We start from the raw sequence: 16344 nt of genomic DNA, 5'->3' as shown, positions 1-16344 counted from the left end.
AAGGCGACCGGGCGCAGCTGGATCTCAGCTGCGCCCGTGTGCCTATCCACCTCAGGCGGCAAGATCGAAGCGATCGGCGTTCATCACCTTCGTCCAGGCCGCCACAAAGTCGCGCACGAACTTCTCTTGCGTGTCACTCTGACCGTAGACTTCGGCGAGCGCTCTCAGTTGGGAGTTCGAACCGAAGACGAGATCGACACGGGTGCCGGTCCACTTCATTTCATCCGTATTGCGATCGCGTCCCTCGAATACGTACTTCGATTCCGGTGCCGCCTTCCAAACCGTGCCCATGTCGAGCAGGTTGACGAAGAAATCGTTGGTGAGCGTTTCAGGGCGCGTGGTGAAGACTCCGTGCTGGGATTGTCCGGCATTGGCGTTCAAAACGCGTAGGCCGCCGACGAGAACTGTCATTTCCGGCGCCGTCAGCGTCAGCAGTTGCGCCTTGTCGATCAGCAACTCCTCGGGCGAAATGGAATATTCGCCCTTCTGATAGTTGCGGAACCCATCGGCGATCGGTTCGAGTACGGCAAAGGAGTGCACATCGGTCTGCTCCTGCGTCGCGTCGGTGCGGCCGGGCGTGAACGGAACTTCGATTTGATGCCCGCCGTTCGCCGCCGCCTTCTCGATGGCTGCTGCGCCGCCGAGCACGATGAGATCGGCGAGCGACACTTTCTTTCCGCCGGACTGGGCGTCGGTAAACGCCTTCTGAATCCGTTCAAGCGTATCGAACACGATCGCCAGCTGGTCTGGCTGGTTGACCTCCCAATCCTTCTGGGGTGCGAGGCGGATGCGCGCGCCGTTTGCGCCTCCGCGCTTGTCGGAGCTGCGGAAGGTGGATGCCGAGGCCCAGGCGGTCGAGACCAGCTGGGAGATTGACAGTCCCGATGCGAGGATACTGCCCTTGAGATTGGCGATATCCTGTGCGTCGATCAGGACGTGGTCAATCGCGGGGAGGGGATCCTGCCAGATCAGTTCTTCCGCCGGAACTTCCGGGCCGAGATAGCGCACGCGCGGTCCCATGTCGCGATGGGTCAGCTTGAACCAGGCGCGGGCAAACGCATCTGCGAACTGATCCGGATTTTCGAAGAAGCGCCGGGCAATCTTTTCGTAGGCAGGGTCGAAGCGGAGCGCAAGGTCCGTGGTCAGCATGGACGGCGCGTGACGCCTGGACTTGTCGTGCGCGTCCGGTACTGTACCGGCACCGGCACCATGCTTTGGCGTCCACTGATGCGCACCGGCCGGGCTCTTCGTCAGTTCCCATTCGTAACCGAACAGGTTCCAGAAGAAGTTGTTGCTCCACTTCGTCGGTGTCGAGGTCCAGATGACTTCCAGGCCGCTGCCGATAGTGTCGCCGCCCTTGCCGGTTCCGAAGCTGCTCGTCCAGCCGAGGCCCTGCTCCTCGATGCCGGCCCCCTCGGGTTCAATACCAACATGCGAGGCATCGCCTGCGCCGTGGGTCTTGCCGAAGGTATGTCCGCCCGCAATAAGGGCGACAGTCTCTTCGTCATTCATGGCCATACGGGAGAAGGTCTCACGAATATCCCTGGCGGCGGCGAGCGGATCGGGGTTGCCGTTCGGCCCTTCCGGATTGACGTAGATCAGACCCATCTGCACGGCGGCGAGGGGAGTTTCGAGATCTCGTTCGCCGGAGTAACGCTTGTCTGCAAGCCAGGTATCCTCGGCGCCCCAATAAACGTCTTCTTCGGGCTCCCAGACATCCGGACGGCCGCCGGCGAAGCCGAACGTCTTGAAGCCCATCGACTCCAGGGCAACATTGCCGGTGAGGATCATCAGGTCGGCCCAAGAGATCTTGTTGCCGTATTTCTGCTTGATCGGCCAGAGCAGCCGGCGTGCCTTGTCAAGATTGACGTTATCCGGCCAGCTGTTGAGCGGTGCGAAACGCTGCTGACCGGCTCCCGCACCGCCGCGGCCGTCGCCGGTACGGTAGGTACCTGCACTGTGCCATGCCATGCGGATGAAGAGTGGGCCGTAGTGACCGAAGTCGGCCGGCCACCAGTCCTGCGAATCGGTCATCAGCGCGAGGAGATCCTTCTTTAGCGCCTCCAGATCGAGCTTCTTGAACTCCTCGGCGTAGTCGAATCCTTTGCCCATCGGATCGGACAGGGAGGAGTTCTGATGGAGGATCCTGAGGTTCAGCTGGTTCGGCCACCAGTCCCGGTTCGACCTACCGCCATGGGCCGTGTGCGTATGCACGACTGGACACTTGCCCGCAGTATCGACTTTTGAATCCATATTTTTCTTCCTTGTGATCACTTGAATTGGGCCACCCAGGGGAAGACCGCCCTGAAGCAAAAGAGTTCAGGGCGTCCGGCGCCTGGATAGTCTGTACGTCAACAAGCTACGCTACGCACCATCAGTGACCATTATATGGGCCGCGTGTGACGGTGGCTGCATCTCATCTCCGCTTCAGGCACTATACCCAAGCAGGTTCATTAATTTAAGTTGGATTTTCCGATCATTGCGATAAGGTTTAGTTATGCAAAGACACTTAAGCGGCTTCGCTGCTTTTCGAGGCGTTGGCGGGTGCCATCGTCGGCGACGAAATCCGGGTTTTGTTTTCTAGGCATCACAATTGCAGCAACATTGCCTGAACATCCTTCCGTCCCAGTAATGCTGTTGCAACCTTCGCGGCAGACAAGGGAGGGACGCGAGGGCGAGGCGACGTATTGAGGCTTCTGTTAATCGAGGAGGAGAGAACTGGCCGATGCGCTGTCGGTGGCGCTGAGCAAACACGGCATCGTCACAGACGATACAATGCATCTCGCTGACGCAATCGAATTAACGCGCCAAAATGTTTACGATGCGATCCTCCTGGACCGGCGTCTACCTGATGGTGAAGGATTGACGTTCATTCCGACGTTGAGGCGGGCAGGTTGGTAGTTGCCTGTGAGGGAGAAAGCTCCTGCACTCTGATGAGCTCATCGCGCTGACATCGACAGACACCTGCAGAACGCCTCCTATTCCGGACACGCGCGATTTACGGAGCCGTCGCGTTCGATGGAGCGCCGGGAATACCGGCTGGACTTCCCCGGCATCTGCAATGGCCGATACGCGATCCGGATCCTTCCAAAGAGATTTTGCTTCGACCAAAGCGATGTTGCCTTTGGCTCGGAGGATCATCTGCTTTCGGTGGACGTTCGATGCGATTGATGGCCGCGACTGGAGCCACGGCCGTCTCTTGCGTTCAGGATGGCATGGCCTGATCGCAGGGCACACCGCAGCGGCGCCTGATGCCCGTGGCAGTGATCAGCGCGCCGGCCACGGCGGCTGCGACCGGGACGATGAGCGCCGTCTGAAGCGATACCAGCCGCGCTTCAGCAGATGTGGAATCGCCAAGAGCATAGGCGCCGATGGCACTTGCACCCGAAAGGCCGAGGGCTGCGCCGAACTGGAAGGCGGTATTGACCAGCCCGCCGGCCAGCCCCTGTTCGTCTTCACGAATGCCGTCGGTGGCGGTGATTGTCAGCGGGCTGTAGGCGATCGAGAAGGCCAGTCCGAGCAGCAGCATGCTTGGGAAGATCGCGGCATATGTCCAGTCGAGTTCCATCCGCAACAGTAATGCATAGGAGATGGCGGCAAGAACGAAGCCTCCGAAGATGACGCGTTCGTTTCCGAAGCGATCGACAAGCCTGGGCGTCAGGATGGGAGCGACGACCGCGTCGATGCCGATCACCAGCATCGCAATGCTGGTCTGCATGGGTGTCCAGCCAAGCAGTTCCTGGAGATAGAGTGTCGCGATAAACTGGAAGCCGAAGAATGATCCGGCGAACAGCAGTGCTCCGAGGTTCGACCGGACGAGGGATCCGGAGCGGAATATTCCGAAACGCACGAGCGGGGAAGCGGACCGGCGCTCGACGAGGACGAAGGCAAGCCACAACGCCGCACTCGCTCCGAACACGCCGAGCGTCCATGCCCAGTTCTGGTCCGGATGTTCGAGGCGGGTCACGCCATGGACTGCAAGCAGCATCGCCGCCGTTAGCGCGACAGCGCCAGGGATGTCGAAGCGCTCCTTGGCGGTTGCAGACTGCGTGTCGGCGATGAGCCTGATCGCGGCCGCAAAGGTGAGGAGCGCGAGGATGACCGGCGCAAAGAACACCCAGCGCCAGTCGATCGCGGAAAGAAAACCGCCCAAGACAAGCCCAAACGAGAAACCGGCGGAGGCCGTGGATGCGTAAATGGTCACTGCGCGGTTGCGCTGAGGGCCTTCCGGAAAACTCGTCGTGACAAGCGCCAAGCCGGCCGGTGTCATGAATGCCGAGGCGGCGCCCGTGACAAAGCGAGCGAGAAGGAGCATCCAGCCTTCCGTGGCAAGGCCGCCGAGGCCCGAAAATGCAATGAAGACCGCAAGTGCGGAAAGGAAGACCCGGCGCTTGCCGAAGATGTCCGCAGCGCGGCCGCCGAGCAGCATGAAACCGGCGTAACCGAGCACATAAGCGCTCACCACGCCGCTCAGCGTGGTTGTCGTCAAATTAAGATCGGACCGGATTGCCGGAAGCGCGATATTCAGCATGGCGACATCGATGCCCTCAAGAAAGATTGCCCCGCAGAGGACGATCAGCGTGGCTGCGGCACGGGGCGTCATAGGTGCAGCGCCTGTTTCAGGGGATGAAAAGGTTGTTGACATAAAGCATGATCCTTCGTTGACGATGGAGGAACAGTGACTTTTCGTCAGCCAGTTCCCTCTTGTAACTGTCAAACAATAAGGCCATGATCCGGCGCTATGAAAGAAGGCACTTTAAACTCACCGAGTAACCCTTGCAGCACCGAGGCGGATTACGAGGTCCTGCAGTGGGACGCGCGCGAAGGCTGCGAGGTACGGCAAATCCTCGATCGCATCGCCGACAAATGGTCGCTGCTGGTGATCGCGCTACTGGAAAAGCGCACTCTGCGCTTCACCGAATTACGCAACAGCATCGAAGGCATCAGCCAGCGCATGCTGACGACCACCTTGCGCAACCTGGAACGCGACGGAATTATCGAGCGGACGGTCTATCCCGTCGTGCCGCCGCGCGTGGAATACGCCCTGTCGCCCCTCGGCTGTACTCTGCACGAAACCATCCAGGCGCTGGTGGGGTGGACGGAATCGAACCAGGCTGAAATTCTGGCGGCCCGCGCCCGTTATGACACTAAGGCAGCCAGCGAGCGCTGGTGAAAGGTAATTTGCCGATGCCGACTGAACGTCCGACTTCGCCTGTAAGAGCGACGCTTGCTTCCATAGATCGCTTCTGCCGCGCCGTCTTCATTGCAGCGGGTACTGACAAGGCTACCAGCGATGGAGCGACGCGGGCGATGATGCATGGGACGCGGCTCGGCATCGACAGCCATGGCGTCCGGCTGTTGCCACACTATGTCAGGGGCTTGACCGAAGGCCGCATCAACCGGCAGCCGAAGGTGGCGCTGGCTTCGGCATTCGGAGCGGTCGGTGTGCTCGACGCCGATAATGGCCATGGAGGGCTCGCTACTTTCGTGGCGATGGATCATGCGATCGAATTTGCGGACCGTTACGGCATCGGGGCCGTGGCCATCCGCAATTCCTCGCATTTCGGGCCTGCCGGTGCCTATGCGCTCGAGGCGACCCGGCGGGGCTTCATCGGCTTTGCCTTTTGCAATTCCGACAGTTTCGTCCGCTTGCATGACGGTGCGATGCGCTTTCACGGCACCAATCCGATCGCCTGCGCCGTGCCTGTCGTCAACGACAATCCCTGGCTCTTCGACATGGCCACCAGCGCGGTGCCCTATAACCGCGTTCAGCTTTACAGGAGCCTTGGCAAGAGCCTGCCTGCCGGTACGGCTTCGGATAGCCGCGGCCACGATACCACCAACCCGGAACAAGCCGACATGCTGGCGCCGCTTGGCGGTGAATTCGGGTTCAAAGGTGCGGGGTTGGCGGGAATTTCTGAAATCCTCAGCGCTATCCTGACCGGCATGAAATTGAGCTTCGACATCGCGCCAATGCCCGGCCCGGATTTCTCGACGCCGCGGGGACTCGGCGCGTTCGTGCTCGCGATGAAGCCTGATGCTTTCCTGGATAGACATCGGTTCGACGCTGCCATGACGCGCTATCTGGAGACGTTGCGAAATTCACCGGCCCGCGATGAGCTGCATGTCATGGCGCCGGGCGACCGCGAATGGAACGTTGCCGAGGACCGCGAGAGGAATGGTGTCGAACTCGACCCCGCGACAGCGGAATGCTTTGCGGCGCTTGCCGCGCGTTACGATCTGAAACCCCCGTTCGGCCCGTAGGGCCTGTTTCTTGCGGCGGATTGACGCATAGGAAGATCAATGTTACCAAAGGACGAATTGGTCAGGCCACTTGGCCAATTGTGCGTTTGAGGAGAAACGCGCCAGGAGGCATATGTTTTCAGCTGTTGAATCGCGCCGCCTTTACAGGCAGGTGGCTGACCAAATTCGTTCGATGATCGCGACTGGCGAACTGGCTGTTGGCCAGCGCCTTCCGCCCGAGCGCGAACTCGCCGAAAAGCTGGCGGTCTCGCGCCCGACCATTCGCGAAGCTTTGATAGTGCTGGAAGTCGAAGGGCTCGTGCATATCCGCATGGGCTCGGGAATATATGTCGCCCGGAAGCACACCATTCAACCCGCTCAGCCGGAGCGCGAACCGTTCGAGGGGCCTTTCGAGCTGCTGCAGGCCCGCGCCATCATCGAATGTGCGATCGCCGAAGAGGCTGCACAGCGTGCGACGCCCAGCCACATTGCCGTGCTCGACGAGAATCTGGAGCAGATGGCAAGCGTTGTCGGCGACACCAACGCGGCGCTCGCCGTCGACCGAGCCTTCCATACAGCAATCGCCGGGATCGTCGAAAATGCGGTGCTCATTCGCTTCACCGGCGAAATCTACGATCAGCGCATGACGCCGTATTTCGAGAAGCTGGCGAGCCATTTCGAGGGACCGGATTCCTGGACGTGGGCGATGGAGGAGCATCGCGCCATCAGGAATGCGATCGCAGCCAACGACCCCGTGGCCGCCAAACAGGCGATGCGGACGCATCTCGACAGATCGCAGAAGAGATTTTCCGAAAGCTTCGGGGAGGAGTTTTTCGGAGAAGACGAAGGCCGCGCGGCCCAGAGGAAAGCAAAGATCTAACGCAAGCTCGGGAGGAAAGAGCGATGAAGATCAGACTGGCTACGATAGTTTGCACGGCAGCCGCCATCATGGCGACGACGGTTGCAGCGCACGCACAGACGGTCCTGAAATGGGCCCATGTCTACGAAACGTCCGAGCCCTTCCACACGGATTCGGTCTGGGCATCCGAGGAGATCAACAAGCGCACCGGTGGGCGCTACAAGATCGAGGTCTATCCCGCTTCACAGCTCGGCAAGGAAGCGGACATCAACCAGGGGTTGAAGCTTGGCACCGTCGATATCATCATTTCCGGGTCGAGCTTTGCCGCCCGCGACTATAAGCCGATCGGCGTCACCTACTTTCCCTATATCTTCCGCGGTCCAGAACATCTGATCGCCTACACCAAGAGCGATGTTTTCAAGCGCCTTGCGCAGGGCTACGAGGATAAGACCGGCAACCACATCGCTGCCGTCAGCTATTACGGCACGCGCCAGACGACCTCGAACAAGCCGATCGCGAAGTGCGCCGACATGCAGGGTCTCAAGATTCGTGTTCCCGACGTTCCGGCCTATCTCGCGATGCCGCGGGCCTGCGGCGCCAACACGACGCCGATCGCCTTTGCCGAGGTCTATCTGGCGCTTCAGAACGGCACGGTCGAGGCACAGGAAAACCCGCTGACGACGATCGAGGCGAAGAAGTTCTACGAAGTTCAGAAGAACATCATCCTGACCGGCCATATCGTCGATCACCTGAACACCGTGGTTTCCAAAACCCTGTGGTCGAGCCTTTCCGACGAGGACAAGAAAATCTTCGGAGATGTGATGCAGGAAGCTGCAGAGCGCACGACGAAGACGATTGAAGGGCGTGAGAACAAGCTCATTGCCACCTTCAAGGAAAAGGGCATCAACGTAACAGAAGTCGACAAGAGCGACTTCGAGAAGACGGTTGCCGAGAAGGTGGCCTTCGAGGACTTCGGCTACGAGAAGTCCGACTGGGAAGCCATCCGCGCTATCCAATAATCGTGACAATGCGGCGCCATCGAGCGCCGCATTCTCCCTTCCGGCAAAAACGGATGTCGCTCATGTCGCAAGAAGTCCATACCCAGATCACCCCCGACGAGATTGCCCACACCTTCGAAGGCGCGGCTCCAACCGCTAAAGCTTCGGACTATGCCCCGGAGGACTGGATCACCCTGATCGTCTTCTGGCTGATGACCGGCTGCGTCTTCCTGCAGTTCTTCACACGTTATGTCTTGAACGACAGCTATGCCTGGACGGAAGAGATCGCCATCAACTGCCTGATCGGCGTCGTCTTCCTCGGTTCGATCATGTGCGTGCGCACCTCGCGCCATATCCAGGTGGACGTGTTCTACCACTATATGCCTGCGCGTCTGGCGAGGGTTCTTGCCACCTTCGTCGATGTCGTGCGCATCGGCTTCTTTGCCTACGCCTGCTATCTGATGTGGCGCTATGTACAGATCGTCGCCGGCGAGGAGATGGTGACGATCGCGCTGCCCCGCAACATCGTCTTCTATAGCGTCTTTGCCGGATTCGTCCTGATGCTGCTGCGCGCCATCATGGTCTCCGTGGCCAATATGCGCCGCGGCTATTCCGTTCTGGAACGGCCTGAGGAATTCCAGAAAATCGAGGATTGATCAAATGCTCCTGCTCGTCGGCTCCTTTCTCTTGCTGATGGTCATCGGCGTGCCGGTCGCCATCTCGATGGCGTCCGCCTCGGTGCTCTATATCGTCCTTTATGGCGTCGCGCCCGACATCATCGTCGCCCAGCGCATGATCGCCGGCGTCGAGAGCTTTCCGCTGCTTGCCGTTCCCTTCTTCATTCTTGCCGGCAACCTAATGAATTCGGCTGGCGTAACAGGCCGCATCTATTCGTTTGCGGTTGCCCTCGTCGGCTGGATGAAGGGAGGGCTCGCGCAGGTCAACATCATCGGCTCGGTCATCTTCTCCGGCATGTCGGGAACCGCGCTTGCGGATGCCGCCGGCATCGGTACGATCGAGATCAAGGCGATGAAGGACCATGGCTATCCGGTCGAAGCTGCCGTCGGCGTCACCGCGGCCTCGGCGACGCTCGGCCCGATCTTTCCGCCGTCTCTGCCCTTCGTCATCTACGGCATGATGGCGAATGTATCGATCGGCGCGCTGTTTATGGCCGGCATCCTGCCCGGAATCGTCATGACCATTCTGATGATGGTGACGGTGGCCGGCTTCGCCTATGCGCGGAGCTGGGGTTCGGACGCGCCCTTCGATGTGAAGCAACTGCTGTCGGCGTCGCTGGAAATCGTCGTGGTGCTGCTCGTTCCCGTCGCGATCTATCTCATGATGCTTGCCGGCTTGTCGATGAACGTGTCGGCCGGCATTGCGCTTGCAGCGCTTCTGGCGCTGGACTGGTATTTCAGTTTTTCCGCCGTCATGGCGCTGATGACGCCGGTCATTCTCATCGGCGGGATGACGATGGGCTGGTTCACGCCGACGGAGGCGGCGGTCGCGGCGGTGCTCTGGTCGCTTTTCCTGGGGCTGGTGCGCTACCGCACGATGACGTTCGCAACGCTCGCCAAGGCGAGCTTCGATACGATCGAGACCACGGCCTCGGTCCTTTTCATCGTCACGGCGGCCTCGGTTTTTGCCTGGCTGCTGACGGTCAGCCAGGCAGCACAGCTCTTATCGACGGCGATCCTTTCGATCACCGACAACAAGTGGGTGTTCCTGATCCTCGTCAATCTGCTGATGCTTTTCGTCGGTTGCTTCCTGGATACGATCGCTGCGATCACCATCCTCGTGCCGATCCTGTTGCCGATCGTGATGCAGTTCCAGATCGATCCCGTGCAGTTCGGCCTCATCATGACGCTCAATTTGATGATCGGCCTGCTGCATCCGCCACTCGGAATGGTATTGTTCGTCCTGTCGCGGGTGGCAAAGCTCTCCGTCGAGCGCACGACCATGGCGATCCTGCCTTGGCTCGTTCCGTTGTTCATCGCGCTGTTCCTGATCACCTTTATTCCGTCGGTTTCGCTCTGGCTGCCGCAGCAGCTCGGGTTGTTGAAGTAATCACGGAGGTACGCATGCAGACGCGTTTTGCCCGGCTTTACGGACCACGGGATCTGAGGGTCGAGGCAGGCTCGGTGCCGGAACCCGGGGAAGGCGAAGTGCTCTTGCGCATGGCGGTTGCGGGGATCTGCGGCTCCGACCTGCACTACTATCAGGATGGCGGCTTTGGGCCGGTGCGTGTGCGCGAGCCGATCATTCCCGGCCACGAAGCATCCGGCTTCGTCGAGAAGGCGGGCGCTGGCGTGGCCTTGCCTCCTGGCACCCTCGTCGCCGTCAATCCGAGCCAGCCGTGCGGATCGTGCGAATATTGCGAGTGCGGGCAGCCGATCCACTGCCTCAACATGCGTTTCATGGGCAGCGCCATGCGGCTCCCGCATGAGCAAGGCATGTTTCGCCAGTGGCTGGTCGTATCGGCAGTGCAATGCGTTGCCGTCCCCGGGAAGGTCAGTGCCGCCGAAGCAGCCTGTGCCGAACCGCTCGCCGTCTGCCTGCATGCGGCTTCACGCGCGGGCGATATCGCCGGAAAGAAGGTGCTGGTCACCGGCGCCGGGCCGATCGGATGCCTCGTCGTTGCCGCCGCAAGACATCATGGGGCTGCGGAAATCGTCGTCACCGACCTCGCTGATGCAGCACTGCAGCGCGCAGGCGCCATGGGTGCCGGCAAGACGATCAATGCGAAAGATCAGGACGCGCTGGCGGCATACGAAGCCGGCAAGGGCTATTTCGACCTTGCTTTCGAGTGTTCTGCCGCAGCACCCGCAATCCGCTTTGCCATCGCGTCGGTCAAGCCGCGCGGCGCCATCGTGCAGGTGGGCGTGACCGGGGACATTGCCATTCCGTTGAACGCTCTCGTCAGCAAGGAGCTGCATATTCACGGTTCGCAGCGCTTTCATCCGGAATTCGCGGATGCCGTGGCATTGATCGCCGGCCGGCAGATCGACGTTCGTCCGATCATCAGCCACAGCTTTCCGCTCGATCGTGCCCTTGAGGCTTTCGAGCAGGCCGGTGACCGCTCGGCTGCGTGCAAGGTGCAGCTGGTTTTCTAGGGAGCAAAAAAGAGATCGCCAATTTCCTTGCACGCGATGACGCGCAAGGTAGTTGACCACGAAGGAGTTGCCCTCGATGACTTTGAAGGATTTGTTGTTGTCCTTGAAGGTTGGCACGTCGCAAATGCGAGCCCTGATTTTTAGGGAGAGCCAGAAACTCGAACTTAACCTATATAAATAATAGCTATTTACTGTGCGCTCACGTTTTCGACGCTATCTGTATGGATAGAAGAAGGCACTGCGCGGGTTCTGCGGGGCGATCGAACATGCTGACCAAAAAGGGAAAATATGGATTGAAGGCACTGGTTGATCTGGCGCGTCTTGCGCCGGGCGAAACCGCCTTCATCAACGATGTCGCCGCGCGCAACAATATCCCGAAAAAGTTTCTCGATACGATCCTTCTGGAACTCCGCAATGTCGGTATCCTGCGCTCCAAGAAGGGGCCGGGCGGCGGCTATTCGCTGTCACGGCCGGCGTCGGAAATCCGCATCGGTCACGTCATCCGCACGCTCGACGGCCCGCTGGCCCCCATTCGCTGCGCAAGCCGCACAGCTTATGAAGCCTGCGATGACTGTTCTAACCCGGAAACCTGTCATGTGCGCCGCTCGATGACCGAGGTGCGAGACGCGATCGCCGATATCCTCGACAACATGACACTCGATCAATTCGTCGCGAAGGGCGACAACCTTGGCGATGGAGTCGATGAAACGTCGCCGGTTTCCGCCGCGGGCTGATGCTCTAGCGATCCCTTCGTAAATGATGGGCGGCGCGCTGATGAAGAACATCGGCGGATGTTCCCAGCGCGCGGACGCGGGCGTTTCGCCAATGCCGGTCGAGATTGAGGCCGACGCTTGCAGCGTTTTTTCCTGCCAGTTCGAAAGCCAGGGTCGAGGCATTTATAGCCAGTTCGCTTGCGGCAGCGCGCGCGGCGGTGGCGGAAAAATAGGCATCTTCGAACGCCCGGCCACCAATATTGATCTGCGCGATGTCGAGCTTCCGGCCGGCCCTTTCCAAAAGCGCCGCAACCGTCTCCATGGCGATCGCAAGCTTGCCGATGTCGCTTGCCTGTGCCGCGCCGGCATCCGCGGAAAGAACCGCACGCGCGATCCCAAGATCGACGGCCGCATGCTGCAATTCGCCGATCGCCGACGGCGCAGTCGCGGCAGGCGCGACCGCGTCCGCGTTGACATGCACGTCGCTGGCCACGATGGCGGCTGTGCCGTTGGTGCGCTGCCCAAGGCCGTCCCAATCATCGACAAACTGAAGGCCTTCGCTGTCGCAGGGGAGGTAAAGCGTGCTCTGATCATCTCCGACCGCAATCCAATCGGCGAAGAGCACCGCGGGCGAAGACGTGCTGCGACCATTTAGTCGATACCCGAGACCGCGGGAACTGATTGCGGCAGTATCGGGGAATACGGTTGCGGCAAAGCGATCGCCGGCGAGCACCCGCGCAAAGAGGGCGCGCTGCAACTCCTCGCCGGCCTGCTGCCGCAATCCATCGAGCACCGTAAAATGAACTTCGAGAAATTCGCCGATCGAGGGATCGCCTTCAGCGATAATCGCAACGATTTCGGCGAGCAGCGAATTGGTGACGTCCAGCCCTTCATATTCGGGTGGGACCGTGATCGCGCCAAGGCCGGATTGTGAAAGCGCGTCGATTTCTTGATAGGGCAGTATGCGATTGATGTCGCGCTCGCTCGACTGCCGCTGGAACACGGCGGCAAGGCTGCGCGCCGTATTGATTGCCTCTTCCTCGCTTCCGATGCGCTGTGCGACCGGCCGCGTTCGGTCGTGAAATTGCGATACGGTTCCCATCTGTCGTACTCTTGTTCGAAGATGATAGAAGTGATGGATCAAAACCGGGATGATAAGGTCGGTTTTTCTACAAAATCAGTATGGTTTGAATTTTCTTGCCAGCTTGATAAAGATGGCGATGCCTGACTATCCCACAAACCCGGCAATTCTCAACGGCGCGACTTTCAGTCAGGCGCAGGATTGATTATGGCTCATCCGTTTGCAGCCGACCAAGAGGTTCCCATGATGCTATCGCCTGCCCGGCAACGCCTTGAGCTCGATCCCCGCGACAGGCCGATCTATGCCATAGGCGACATCCACGGGCGTCATGACCTGCTGCAGATGGCCGAACATACGATCGTGAAGGATGCAGCACGCCTGCCAGGGCGCAAGCTCATCATCATGCTTGGTGACTATATCGACCGTGGGCCGTCGTCAGCGCAGGTGATCTCGCATCTGATGGGGCCGCCGCCGGAGAATTTCGACCGCATCTGCCTGACCGGCAACCACGAAATCATGATGCTCGACTATATCGACGGGAAGATTTCGTTTTCCGAATGGATACGCATGGGCGCCGATGCGCTGCTGCGCTCCTACGGTCTCGATGCAGAGCATCTGCCGCTGATCTTCCCGACGGCGGCCAAACTTGACGGCTTCATTCGCCAATCGCTGCCGCGCCAGCACATCGATTTCATGCGGACGCTGCCAATCCTTGTCGACACGCCGGATGTTCTGTTCGTCCACGCCGGGATCGATCCAAGTTCTACGATCGAGAGGCAGAGCGATGAGGATCTCGTCTTTATCCGCGAGCGGTTCCTCGACAGCGGCATCCCGCTGCCGAAGCTTGTCGTTCACGGCCATACGCCATGCAACGAGCCGGAGGTCCAGCCGCGGCGGCTCAATCTCGACACGCGGGCCTTCAAGAGCGGGCGGCTGAGCGTCGCCCGCCTGTGGCGAGGCCAAGTTCACCTCTTCTCCACATGATCAGGCCTCGGCCGACTGCCGCTTTGCCGGAATCTCGTCCGTGTAGTAGCTGACATATTTGTGGTGGTAGCGTTCCGTCCCGCCGAAATTGCTGAACTTGCCGAGTTCCGACATATCCGTTTTGTTGAGGATGACGCCGAGAATCTTCTGCTTTATCTGTGGTTCGGCATTCACGATGTCGCGGACCATGTTGGTCGGCGTCTGGCCCCATTCCGTCACAAACAGGAAGCCGTCCACCTGTGGGGCGAAGGCCTTCGCGTCGATGACCGGGCCGAGCGGTGCAAGGTCGACGACGATGTAGTCGAACATCTTGCGGGCATTTTCCATCAGGTTGAACATGCCCTGCGAGGAAAGAAGCTCACTGGTATGCATCAGGTTGTCGTTCGAAACGACCGGCAGGATCGCGAGCTTGGTGCGGCTGTCGACCCTGACGGCACTTGCCCACGGCACTTCGCCAAGTACCGCCTCGACGAGACCCTGCTGCGGCGGGGTCTTCAACATGCGCGTCAGGCCCGGGTTGCGAAGGTCGGCGTCGATCAGCAGCGTGCGCTTGCCGCTTGAGGCGAGCAGCGCTGCGAAGTTTGCGGCGGTCGTCGACTTGCCTTCGCCGGGAAGGGCGGAGACGACGCCGATGACGCGGTCGCTCTTGCCCTGGAACATGACGTCGCTTGCAAGCTTGGCGTTGCGAAGCGTTTCGGCAAAGACCGAGCGCGGCGCTTCGAGGACAATGCGCATGATGCGCTCGAAGCTTGCGCCGTCATCCGGCGCTTCCGCGGTCTGTGGTAGCGGGGTCTTGCGCGGCTGGAAGACCTTGCGTTCCTTCGGCAATTTGCCGACCAGCGGCAGATAGCCGAGGAACTTCAGGCCCAGGATAGAGCGAACGTCGCCCTCGACGCGGAAGAAGCGTTCGCGGAATTCCTGGAATGCCGTCAGCGCGCCGCCCGCCATCAGGCCGAGGACGATCGCCAGACCGAGCGTCATCGTCTTCTTGGGGCTCGACGGCGCCGTGGGGATACCGGCTTCGGAAATCACGCGCGCCTTGGCGATCGGGAAGGATTGCTGCTGCGCAGCCTCCTCGTAACGGCCGAGATAGGCTTCATAGAGGGTCTTCAGCGCGGTCGCCCGCTGTTCGAGATCGTTGAGCTTGACGATCGACTTGTCGGACTCAGAGTTCTTTCCGGTCAGGTGCCGGATATTTTCCCGCAGCGACTCCTCGCGAGATTTGGCGACCTCGAACTCGTTGCGGTAGCTGGAGGTAAGCTGCTGAAGCTCTTGGAATATCTGACGCGTCAGGTCTTCCTTTTCCGTGCGGAGCTGCACCGCCTGCGGGTGATCGGCACCGAAATTGGTGGCGATTTCCTGCTCGCGGCGGGTGACCCCGATGTAACGTGTACGGAGGTCCTGGATCACCGAATTGTCGGTCTGGCCGGAGGAAATCGCGGCGTTGTTGACCGCACCTTCCGGACCTTGGTCGACAATCGATTTGAACTGATTGTAACGGGCCGAGGCGCTGGCCGCATCAGCCTGCGCAACGATGAGTTGCTTGTTGAGGTCGGCAAGCTGCTGCTCGGACATCAGTTCGCCATTCGCCGACGTTAGGCCGTTTTCCGTCTTGAATTTTGCGACTTCGAGTGCCGCCTGTTGCGAGCGGTCGCGGAGATCGGCAAGACGTTCCTGCAGCCAGACGGAGGCGCGTTCGGTTGCGTCGAAATTCGCGTTGAGCTGGTCGTTCAGATAGGCGTCGGCATAGGCCTTTGTGACCCTTGCCGCCAGCATCTGGTCGGTCGAGCGGAAGGAGACGGCGATCACAGAACTGCGGGAAACGCGTTCCACAGCCAGCGCCTGCTGCAGCATGGCCGCGGCCTTCTGCCGGCGGCCGTTACGTGCATCCCCCTCGGTGACAGGCGGGCCGCCCGGTATCAGGGCGCTCGCAACGAGCTTCACGCCGGACTTCACGAGCTCGGCCGGCGACATGCCGGGGTTCAGGATGGTGTCGTTCTCCGAGAGGTTCTGGGCGTCAACGACGCTCAGTGCCAACTCGTTCGACTTCAGGATCTCGACGGCGCTCGCGATCTGCATATCCACCTGCTGGGCGCTGGCGGCAGGCGCCTCATCCTCGGCGTATTTGGTCATGCTGTCATCGAGCAGGATCTGCGTCATCGACGTGTAGACGGATGTCGCAAGGATCAGATAGATGGCAGCAAGCGCCACGAACGCGATGACGCAAAGCGCAATCGAACCAGCGCGGCGAAACAGGATCGCAATCAGCCGATCGATATCGATGAAGCTGTCGGAATCGTCGGACGCTTTCGGTACGGTGCTGTGCAGGGTCAGGTTTCGTTGGTTCATGAGG

At 60.2% G+C, this 16344-nt stretch carries 13 protein-coding genes and 1 pseudogene; 10 read left to right on the top strand and 4 right to left on the bottom strand.

The features are described 5' to 3' along the window. Window positions 1-51: 51 nt before the first annotated feature. The gene (gene katG, locus N2599_RS13295) at window positions 52-2253 is read right to left on the bottom strand and encodes a catalase/peroxidase HPI (protein WP_027510080.1); all 2202 of its coding nucleotides are present in this window, start codon (window positions 2251-2253) and stop codon (window positions 52-54) included. 434 nt (window positions 2254-2687) lie between these two features. Between katG and N2599_RS13290 the strand changes: the two are divergent. After that, window positions 2688-2895 (top strand): annotated as a pseudogene (locus N2599_RS13290) (response regulator); the annotation flags it as partial. A 310-nt stretch (window positions 2896-3205) separates the two neighbouring features. Here N2599_RS13290 and N2599_RS13285 read toward each other — a convergent pair. Beyond that, on the bottom strand, window positions 3206-4603 hold the full coding sequence (locus N2599_RS13285) for an MFS transporter (protein WP_086998155.1): 1398 nt from the start codon (window positions 4601-4603) through the stop codon (window positions 3206-3208). 138 nt (window positions 4604-4741) lie between these two features. Here N2599_RS13285 and N2599_RS13280 point away from each other — a divergent pair, with 138 nt between their 5' ends. From N2599_RS13280 to N2599_RS13245, 8 genes are all read left to right on the top strand, one after another. Next, window positions 4742-5173: a winged helix-turn-helix transcriptional regulator gene (locus tag N2599_RS13280; RefSeq protein WP_027510082.1), complete on the top strand. Its 432-nt coding sequence runs from the start codon at window positions 4742-4744 to the stop codon at window positions 5171-5173. Window positions 5174-5187: 14 nt separating this feature from the next. Beyond that, window positions 5188-6264 (top strand): Ldh family oxidoreductase, encoded by a 1077-nt coding sequence (locus tag N2599_RS13275; RefSeq protein ID WP_027510083.1) that lies wholly within the window; start codon window positions 5188-5190, stop codon window positions 6262-6264. Between the two features lie 112 nt (window positions 6265-6376). Continuing rightward, window positions 6377-7123, top strand: coding sequence for a FadR/GntR family transcriptional regulator (locus tag N2599_RS13270; protein WP_027510084.1), 747 nt, complete (start codon window positions 6377-6379; stop codon window positions 7121-7123). A 23-nt stretch (window positions 7124-7146) separates the two neighbouring features. After that, window positions 7147-8121 carry a sialic acid TRAP transporter substrate-binding protein SiaP gene (locus N2599_RS13265; protein WP_027510085.1) on the top strand — a complete coding sequence of 325 codons (975 nt, stop codon included), beginning with the start codon at window positions 7147-7149 and terminating at the stop codon, window positions 8119-8121. A gap of 62 nt (window positions 8122-8183) precedes the next feature. Further along, complete coding sequence (locus N2599_RS13260) at window positions 8184-8756, top strand: TRAP transporter small permease (protein WP_027510086.1); 573 nt, start codon at window positions 8184-8186, stop codon at window positions 8754-8756. A gap of 4 nt (window positions 8757-8760) precedes the next feature. Then, the gene (locus N2599_RS13255) at window positions 8761-10167 is read left to right on the top strand and encodes a TRAP transporter large permease (protein ID WP_027510087.1); all 1407 of its coding nucleotides are present in this window, start codon (window positions 8761-8763) and stop codon (window positions 10165-10167) included. A gap of 14 nt (window positions 10168-10181) precedes the next feature. Next, window positions 10182-11213, top strand: a complete 1032-nt coding sequence (locus N2599_RS13250; protein WP_027510088.1) for an L-idonate 5-dehydrogenase — start codon at window positions 10182-10184, stop codon at window positions 11211-11213. Window positions 11214-11479: 266 nt separating this feature from the next. Then, a complete protein-coding gene (locus tag N2599_RS13245) occupies window positions 11480-11947 on the top strand; it encodes an RrF2 family transcriptional regulator (RefSeq protein ID WP_027510089.1) in 468 nt (155 codons plus the stop codon). A 4-nt stretch (window positions 11948-11951) separates the two neighbouring features. Here the strand turns inward: N2599_RS13245 and N2599_RS13240 are convergent, their stop codons facing one another. Beyond that, window positions 11952-13028, bottom strand: coding sequence for an acyl-CoA dehydrogenase family protein (locus N2599_RS13240; protein ID WP_027510090.1), 1077 nt, complete (start codon window positions 13026-13028; stop codon window positions 11952-11954). A gap of 225 nt (window positions 13029-13253) precedes the next feature. Here N2599_RS13240 and N2599_RS13235 point away from each other — a divergent pair, with 225 nt between their 5' ends. Next, a complete protein-coding gene (locus tag N2599_RS13235; protein ID WP_027510091.1) occupies window positions 13254-13991 on the top strand; it encodes a metallophosphoesterase family protein in 738 nt (245 codons plus the stop codon). Here the strand turns inward: N2599_RS13235 and N2599_RS13230 are convergent, their stop codons facing one another. Beyond that, window positions 13992-16340 carry a polysaccharide biosynthesis tyrosine autokinase gene (locus N2599_RS13230; protein WP_027510092.1) on the bottom strand — a complete coding sequence of 783 codons (2349 nt, stop codon included), beginning with the start codon at window positions 16338-16340 and terminating at the stop codon, window positions 13992-13994. Window positions 16341-16344: the final 4 nt, after the last annotated feature.

Source organism: Rhizobium sullae (assembly GCF_025200715.1).
GTDB classification, from domain to species: domain Bacteria; phylum Pseudomonadota; class Alphaproteobacteria; order Rhizobiales; family Rhizobiaceae; genus Rhizobium; species Rhizobium sullae.
This window is presented reverse-complemented; position numbering and strand designations above follow the sequence as displayed.